Here is a 7950-nt window from a genome sequence, read left to right as displayed (position 1 = left end):
TATGAAAGAAATAACGGTAGATGAAGTTAAAGAGGCCATCAATGCTATCTTGGATAAGGTTAATACGCCTTAAACATTGGGTAAAGAATTTTCTTGTATTTGCCCCGGCTTTTTTTGCTGGCAAAATGACAAATCATTCTGTATTGACGCTTAACAGCCTTTGTTTTATGGCCTTTTGTTTTGGCGCCAGTGGGCTGTATATTATTAACGACATTTGTGATTTGAAACATGATCGCCTTCATCCTCAAAAGAAGAATCGTCCTTTAACCAGCGGCGAAATCGGGTTAAAACCAGCTTTGGTTGTCGCCCTAGTTTTCTTTATATGGAGCATAACTATTGCTGTGATAATTAGCCCTGGTTTTACTTACATACTTTTGGTTTACATCTGTCTTAATCTGATTTACTCTTTTGGCCTGAAACATATCGGTCTTTTAGATGTATTTTGTGTTTCTATAGGTTACCTTTTGCGTATCATTGCTGGAGGAATAGCCACTGATATTTCTGTCTCTCCCTGGCTTTTTATGAGTGCCTTTCTTTTGGCATTGTTTATCACCTTCGGTAAACGGCTAAATGAGATAAGAGTTTTAAAGATTATTGCTCCGGCGAGTCGTCCCTCTCTTAATCATTATGATGAAGAATATCTAATGGTATGTTTGTCTATGGCAGGTGGTGCTGCTTTGGTGATGTATGCCCTTTATACGGTTGAGAAAGGAGGAAATTTAATTTATACTCTTATTCCTGCCGTGTATGGAATATTCCGTTATCTTCAGCTTATTTTAAAGGGCAAAAAGGGTGAGCCATTAGAAGTCTTCTCAGATGATGTGCAGTTGTGGTTGGTAAGTTGGCTTTTTTTGGTGCAGATTGTTTGGGCAATATATGGGCGGCCTCGTTAAATTCCTACAAGAGAAGCTTTTATGACACTTAGAAATATTGAAATAATAGCCCGCATTTTTGCCTATAAGGACCTTTTTTTGATCTTTATCTGGAGGGAATTTGTTATCAGATATAAGCAATCGGTGATTGGTATAATATGGGCCATTTTGCAGCCTTTAAGCATGATGCTTCTTTTTACATTTATTTTTACTTATATTATACCTACCAAAATTGCCGATTATCCTTATGTTCTTTTCTTTTATGCCGGGGTATTGCCTTGGACTTTTTTTTCTTCTTCTCTTAATTATGCCATTCCAAGCCTTACTAATCATTATAATTTAATTACGAAAATTTATTTCCCTAGAGAAATTTTGCCCCTTTCTGGTGTAGGCGTGGCCTTTATTGACTTTGTCTTTGCTTGTGCTGTATATGTTTTATTACTCATTTCGTTTAAAACAAACATTACTTGGCATGTTCTCTGGTTTGTTCCCCTTTTCTTCTTGCTTATGACTTTCACCGCTGGTATAGCCATGATATTGGCAGCTTTAAATGTATATTATCGTGATGTAAAACTGGCGAGTAACTTTTTAATTCAACTCTGGTTTTTTGCTAGCCCTGTGTTTTATTCTATAGATAAACTGTCTTTTAAATTAAAATTAATCTTATTTCTTAATCCCCTTACCTTTATTATTGAAAATATGCGTAGATGTGTAATAGAAGGACGCGGGGTAGTATGGTGGCAATTTTTGTTTATGAGTGTTTTTGTAGGGGTATTGTTTTACTTGGGTTATAGATTTTTTATTCTTACAGAAAGAAAATTTGCGGATGTGATATGATTACTTTTAAAGATGTCTGGAAAAAGTATTATCGCCATCATGTATTTCATCGTTCTTTAAGAGAAGATATAGTGAATTTTTTTAAAACAGGTTCAAAACAGGAATTAAATAAAAACGAATTTTGGGCCTTAAAAGGAATAAGTTTTGAAGTCAAAAAAGGAGAATGTGTAGGACTTTACGGACCAAATGGAGCTGGAAAAAGCACTATTTTAAAATTGATTGCCAGAGTAACCTATCCTACAAAAGGTATTATTGAAGTTAAGGGTCGGGTAGCCCCTTTAATTGAAATCGGTGCCGGGTTTCACATGGACTTAACGGGAAGAGAAAATATTTACATAAACGGTGCTATTCTAGGTATGCGTATAAAGGAAATCAAACAAAAGATATCTCAAATTATTGAATTTTCTGAGTTAGGTGAATTCATTGACATGCCCGTCAAAAAATATTCTTCAGGTATGTATTTAAGACTTGGTTTTTCTATAGCGATTCACAGTGAGGCGGATGTTTTTCTTATTGATGAGATACTGGCAGTAGGTGACGAGGCATTTCAAGAGAAATGCTTGGAAAAGGTGAAAAAATTAAAAAAACAGGGTAAAACAATATTGATAGTTACACACAATCGTCAATTGATGGAAAGGGTGGTAGATAGGATTATTTTTATGGAAAAGGGAAGGATAATCTTGAAGGGTTAATTGAGAATTTTTATTTTCTGACAGACTGCCGCGGTATAATGAAACCACTTCTCCTTTATACCATGACTTCGGGATTAGGAGATTTTATTGTTATGGGCGATCTGATGCGAAAGGTAGAAAGACTTGTGCCCAAAGCCCGGTGTTTAATGGCCCACCGGGGAAATCCTCATGTAAATCTCTGGCCCTATGACTCTCCAGCTAAACGTTTCTTTGATGTCTATCAACCACAACAATTTTTAAAATTAATATCAACTTTGAGAAAAGCCAGAAAGGAAGGTTATACAGTTTTTGGACTCCAGATGGCACCCGGTTCTGTGCAAGGTTTTTTCTTTCATCTTTTTTTAAAAAAGATAAAAGCACTTGATTTTATTGTAGATTTCAATCTTATAAATGCGGATATAATTACTCCGCCTAAGGGAAATTACATTTTGGATTTACATTTGAATCAGGTTGGAGAGTTATTAAAAATAAGAATTCCTGAAGAATTTTATCATTTAGAATTGCCTATAAAGGATTTAGAATTTCCCAATACCTCGGTTGAAAAAGATAAAAATAAAGTTAAAATAGGAATACATCCATGGAGTCGGCGGGGCAATTTACCTTGTTTTGTGTGGCCGTTTGAAAAATGGTTGGAAGTAATAAAAGTTTTACTTCAAAATAAGCGTAATGAAATAATTATATTTGGTAAGGATAAAAAATTTGGTAGCTTTAAAAGTTATCTTCAATCAAAACTTAGTAAACCTAGTAAACAGATAAAATTTGCCGCGTGTAGTTCTGTAAGAGAATTAATTGAGATAATAAAAGAAATGGATCTAATAATAAGTGTTAATACAGGAGTGATTCATATTGGATATGCTCTTGATAAAAAGATGATAATTTTGTGTGGACCATCGCTTGATTTGTGGACACCAAAAAAGGCGGATATAAAAGTAATTTATGATAACTGGGCTATATTCTCTGGCTCAGATAAATACATCAATGACGATAGATTTCCTTCTATTTCTAAAATAGACACAACAAAGGTAATTTCATGTTGTCAATGGTACTTAAAAAACAGCCTTGGCAAATAAAATTGGCCTTTTTTATAAGGAAAATTTTGTTTAGTCTTTATAAGAAGCTAAATCTTGTTAAGAAAGAGACAATTTCTTTAAAAGAAGTAAAAAAAATTCTTATTATTAGAACTGACCGTTTGGGTGATGCAGTAGTTACTACACCTCTTATTAAAGCTATAAAAGAGCTTTTCCCAGATAAAAAATTATATGTTCTTTGTTCAAAACAAAATGAAATTATTTTTAAACAAAATTCCTATATAGATGAAGTCTTTAGTATTGATGTTTCACCTTGGCTTAATTACGCATGTGTGAAAATACCTGTTTTAGGTCCAATTTTTAATTGTATATATTCTTTACTTTACCACTTTAGAGACAAAGAATTTATTTCTGCTTTTAAGTTATTAAAATCTAAAAATATAGATGTAGTTTTTGATGCGGTAGGTCGTAGAAGAACTGCTATTATAGCTAGATATTTAGGAAAGTTTACAACAGGTCCTAAACTTTCAGAAGTGATATTTTTGTACAATTATTTTTCAGACAGTATTTGGGTAGACAATATATCACAAAAACATATTATAGAAAGATATTTTGATACCTTTTTCAAAGCAATTAAACCATGACTTCTAAAATACTTTGGAAAATAAGATTTTTATTGTTGTTTTTGATAGACTTTACTACTTTATGTTGCGGGATGATAAAAGATCTTTTTAATTTAATATATTCAAAATTGTTTATTTTTAAGCCATTTTCTCCTAAAAAAATTTTAATTATTAGAATAGACAGACTAGGAGATGCAGTAGTTACAACTCCTCTAATAAAAGCTCTGAAAAATATCAATCCAGATATGAAAATATATGTTTTAGCATCCACAAAAAATAGGCTACTTTTTGAAAACAATCCTTATGTAGAAAAAGTATTTTATATAAAAGCTGATACTTGGTTAAAATATAGGCAGCGCCTTTACAGCTCTTTATACTTTCTGGAGAGTTTTTTAAAGGAACATCTCCTAGATAAAAATTTTTGGAGCACATTATTTAAATTAAAAATCTTGGGAATTGATTTGGCATTAGACTTAGTAGGTAGGAAAAGAACCTCTTTTATTGGAAAAATAACAAGCAAATATTGTATTACCCATAACTTAAAAGATTTTTCTTATTTTGCAGATTATTGTTTAGAGTATCCTTATGTTAGTCCTTATCCCAAAAAACATATTATAGAAAGATATTTTGACCTTTGTGCTAGAGGAGTGAAGACTATGTTAAAAGTTAACCCTTTTGATTACCCTTTAGAACTATATTTGTGTAATGAAGAACCTATTGAAAATAGAAGTATCATTTTGTTTCACATTGGAGGCACAGCTTATAGACGATTGGATAATAACACCCTTTTAGAAATCATCAAAAGCTTAAGTAGAAAGTTTAATTATGAGATATATTTAATTGATGAACCACATAATCCTAATCTTTATTATTTTAAGCAAAATTTAAGAGATTTTGATATTAGATTTATTCAACAAATGGATTTAGAAAGTCTTATAAAATTTGTAGCTCAAAAAGTTAAATTGGCTTTTGTCCCTGATGGAGGCACAGCCCACATATTTTCTGCAATCACCAATACTTTTGTCTATTTTGGCCCCAGCTCAGTTTGGGTATGGTATCCCTGGGACAAATCAAGACCTACCCATATCAAGACTTATGAAAATGGTGTGCAAGTATGGCAAACGCAAGGAAATTATCTACATCGTTTTATTTTCTATCCTATAAGCTGCTCTCCATGTTATAAGATTGGATGTAAGGAAATGTATTGTTTAAAAGCCTTAAAACCAGAAATCATTATAGAAGGACTACAGAAAATGATAAAAATTGTTTTTGATAAGAAGAATAGGGAAAATATTAGCAATGTTTAAAAATTTATTAACTGACTTTACGCAGCAACACCATGTGATGCTTGCGTATTAAAACGGAAAGTTTCCATTTTAAAATTCCCTTGGGTGAAATTAAATCACCAAGGTAAAGACATTATGAAAAAACCGAATATACTACTAATAGTTTTAGATGCCCTATCTGCTAAACATATGTCTCTTTATGGCTATCATCGTAGAACGACTCCTTTTTTAGAACAATTTGCTAAGGAATGTATGATTTACAAGTATTGCTTTGCTCCAGCTCCATGGACATCTCCTAGTCATGCCTCAATTTTCACTGGGTTATATCCACCTCAACATAGATGTGAGGGGTTTAATTTATTTTTAGATCGCAATCTTTTTTCTCTTCCTGAAATCCTTAAAGATTTTGGTTATAAAACTTATGGATGTTCTTGTAACAATCTCATTTCTAAATTTTTCCAGTTTGATAGAGGATTTTTGAATTTTTACGATATATTCTATAGACCTTTATTAAGGGAATATCTCAATCAGGGTCTAAATAAAATTGAGCGAGTAAAATTGCTTTTAAAATGGATAAATTTTGATTTTAAAGATGGATTGAAATATTTGTTTTCTTGTTTTCATCTAACCGAGTATATGCCAAATTATAATGTGTATGATTTTTCTTTTTTAGGCTCATTAGATGCGATAAGATATTTAAATCATGTTTTAAAAAGCCATAGTTATTCTGATACCGATAACTTTTTTATCTTTTTAAACATTATGGAAACACATGCGGCTTTTAATCCGCCTAAACAATATAGAAATATTTTCGTAAAAGATAACAATTCTTTTGATAAAGAATTGGATCAAAACAATTATCCTCTAAACTATTACCTATGTGGTTATTCCGATGAATTGTTACATTATTTAACTGGAATGTATGATCAGGAAGTCTTATGCACCGATGCCCTTCTTTGTAAAATTGTTGCAATTCTAAAGACTTATGGTTTTTACGATAATACTTTACTTATTATAACTGCAGACCATGGAGAGTCTCTTGGAGAGCATAATATAGTTGAACACTCCTATTGCCTTTATAACGAAAATTTACATGTACCTTTAATTGTTAAATATCCATCATATTTTGAACTTAAAGGACTAGATGAAAAATTAAGGCAAAATTTAGATATTTTTCATACAATTTGTGAAATACTTGATGCTCCTATTCCTTACGACTCTTCATTGAGTTTGTTAAATAATAGTAGAAAAATTGCTCTTTCTTACTTAATAACAGAACCCATCATGAAAATAGTTTGTTTATTACAACGAGATTATACCTTCAAACCCAAAACATTTATGCAACCTCATATTTCTCTTATTACAAAAGACCTTTGGAAGATAATTAAGAGAAGAGATGGGTATATTGAAATTTATGATTTAAATAAAGATTTATACGAAACTAACAATTTAACTAATGATCCAAATTTTGAAAATAAAAAAAAGGAATTAAAAAACCTTATTGATAAATACTCTAAAGAGACCGGTTATGATAATGCAGTCATTAAGCAAGAAGAAGACATTTTTCGATATTTTGATTAAGATTTTATAAAAAGTTATTTATTATATCACCTTAAAAATAAAAAATAGAGAAAAAAGATGGATAAAGTTAGGTTGAATCAATGGACATTGGAACAAAAAGAAACGGAAAGTCGGAAAATCATAAGGAAAGCAATTGAAGAATACGGCAAAGACAGAATTGGTATAGCATGGTCAGGAGGAAAGGATTCTACCACTGTGCTTTATTTGATTAAACAGGAGTTTGGGGAAATTCCGATAAAGGTAGTCTTTATAGACACTTCGGTAAAATTTCCTGAGATATACGCCTTCAGGGACAGATTGGCTAAAAAGTGGAATTTAGATTTAATTATTGCTAGAAATGATGAAGCCTTAAAGATGATAAAAATTGCAAATAATAAACAAGAGTGCTGCTATCTTCTAAAAACAATTCCTCTTCGTCAAGTCATAGAAACTAATGGATGGCAGGCTTTAATTACAGCCGTGCGCTGGGATGAACAGGAGGCAAGAAAAAACGAAGTTTACATATCTCCGCGAGAGAAGCCACCTCATACCCGCATTCATCCTATTTTGCATTTTCGAGAAATAGACATCTGGTCTTACATAAGAAAATATAACATACCTTATTGTGAACTTTATCGCAGAGGTTATCGCTCTTTGGGATGTATGCCCTGCACGCAATTGGGTGCAAACTACACCTCGGAAAGATCTGGCCGTGATCAGGCGAAAGAAAAAATCATGCAGCGTTTGAGGGATTTGGGGTATTTCTAAAACGGTCATGTATAATTCCTGTAAAAAAGGATGGCCTGAGTTATAATTAGTCCTCCCTGAAAAACGACATAACCTACCATTTTATCGCATATTTTTCTTGATATTAGGGTAACAGAAATGCAAGGATATGCTAAAAATCGGCTCAAACTCAACTTGGTTGTCCTGGTTCAGCGGGAATTGGACAAATTAGGCTTCGCAATTAAGGTGGTTTTAAATTTATTAAACTGCTCAAGGCGGGCTGCCCTGGCCTCCCTTAACTTCCTGTCCCGCTCCTTTAACCTTTG

The 7950-nt window shown here is 32.3% G+C and carries 8 protein-coding genes; all 8 read left to right on the top strand.

The genetic code is table 11. The features are described 5' to 3' along the window. Positions 1-41: 41 nt before the first annotated feature. The 8 genes from ACY2V1_RS09365 (at position 42) to ACY2V1_RS09330 (ending at position 7666) form a co-directional block, all read left to right on the top strand. On the top strand, positions 42-893 hold the full coding sequence (locus ACY2V1_RS09365; RefSeq protein ID WP_461834534.1) for a decaprenyl-phosphate phosphoribosyltransferase: 852 nt from the start codon (positions 42-44) through the stop codon (positions 891-893). A 21-nt stretch (positions 894-914) separates the two neighbouring features. Next, positions 915-1709 (top strand): ABC transporter permease, encoded by a 795-nt coding sequence (locus ACY2V1_RS09360; RefSeq protein ID WP_461834533.1) that lies wholly within the window; start codon positions 915-917, stop codon positions 1707-1709. Beyond that, complete coding sequence (locus ACY2V1_RS09355; RefSeq protein ID WP_461834532.1) at positions 1706-2401, top strand: ABC transporter ATP-binding protein; 696 nt, start codon at positions 1706-1708, stop codon at positions 2399-2401. Before ACY2V1_RS09360 ends, ACY2V1_RS09355 begins: the two co-directional genes overlap by 4 nt. A gap of 92 nt (positions 2402-2493) precedes the next feature. After that, positions 2494-3471, top strand: a complete 978-nt coding sequence (locus ACY2V1_RS09350) for a glycosyltransferase family 9 protein (protein WP_461834531.1) — start codon at positions 2494-2496, stop codon at positions 3469-3471. Next, complete coding sequence (locus ACY2V1_RS09345) at positions 3441-4073, top strand: glycosyltransferase family 9 protein (RefSeq protein ID WP_461834530.1); 633 nt, start codon at positions 3441-3443, stop codon at positions 4071-4073. Before ACY2V1_RS09350 ends, ACY2V1_RS09345 begins: the two co-directional genes overlap by 31 nt. Further along, positions 4070-5359 carry a glycosyltransferase family 9 protein gene (locus tag ACY2V1_RS09340; protein WP_461834529.1) on the top strand — a complete coding sequence of 430 codons (1290 nt, stop codon included), beginning with the start codon at positions 4070-4072 and terminating at the stop codon, positions 5357-5359. The genes ACY2V1_RS09345 and ACY2V1_RS09340 overlap by 4 nt, the downstream gene beginning before the upstream one ends. Positions 5360-5473: 114 nt before the next feature. After that, positions 5474-6919, top strand: a complete 1446-nt coding sequence (locus ACY2V1_RS09335) for a sulfatase family protein (protein ID WP_461834528.1) — start codon at positions 5474-5476, stop codon at positions 6917-6919. A 57-nt stretch (positions 6920-6976) separates the two neighbouring features. Beyond that, positions 6977-7666 (top strand): phosphoadenosine phosphosulfate reductase family protein, encoded by a 690-nt coding sequence (locus ACY2V1_RS09330; RefSeq protein ID WP_461834527.1) that lies wholly within the window; start codon positions 6977-6979, stop codon positions 7664-7666. Positions 7667-7950 lie beyond the last annotated feature (284 nt).

The sequence above is a fragment of the Desulfothermus sp. genome, from assembly GCF_053993635.1.
Note: the sequence above shows the minus strand (reverse complement) of the source record. Positions and strands in the feature narration are given on the sequence as shown.

Excerpts from the sequence above, each read along its gene's own strand:
- ACY2V1_RS09365 (WP_461834534.1), top strand. The coding sequence starts at position 42 with ATGCTATCTTGGATAAGGTTAATACGCCTTAAACATTGGGTAAAGAAT.
- ACY2V1_RS09345 (WP_461834530.1), top strand. The coding sequence starts at position 3,441 with ATGGTACTTAAAAAACAGCCTTGGCAAATAAAATTGGCCTTTTTTATA.
- ACY2V1_RS09330 (WP_461834527.1), top strand. The coding sequence starts at position 6,977 with ATGGATAAAGTTAGGTTGAATCAATGGACATTGGAACAAAAAGAAACG.
- ACY2V1_RS09350 (WP_461834531.1), top strand. The coding sequence starts at position 2,494 with ATGGGCGATCTGATGCGAAAGGTAGAAAGACTTGTGCCCAAAGCCCGG.
- ACY2V1_RS09360 (WP_461834533.1), top strand. The coding sequence starts at position 915 with ATGACACTTAGAAATATTGAAATAATAGCCCGCATTTTTGCCTATAAG.
- ACY2V1_RS09340 (WP_461834529.1), top strand. The coding sequence starts at position 4,070 with ATGACTTCTAAAATACTTTGGAAAATAAGATTTTTATTGTTGTTTTTG.
- ACY2V1_RS09335 (WP_461834528.1), top strand. The coding sequence starts at position 5,474 with ATGAAAAAACCGAATATACTACTAATAGTTTTAGATGCCCTATCTGCT.
- ACY2V1_RS09355 (WP_461834532.1), top strand. The coding sequence starts at position 1,706 with ATGATTACTTTTAAAGATGTCTGGAAAAAGTATTATCGCCATCATGTA.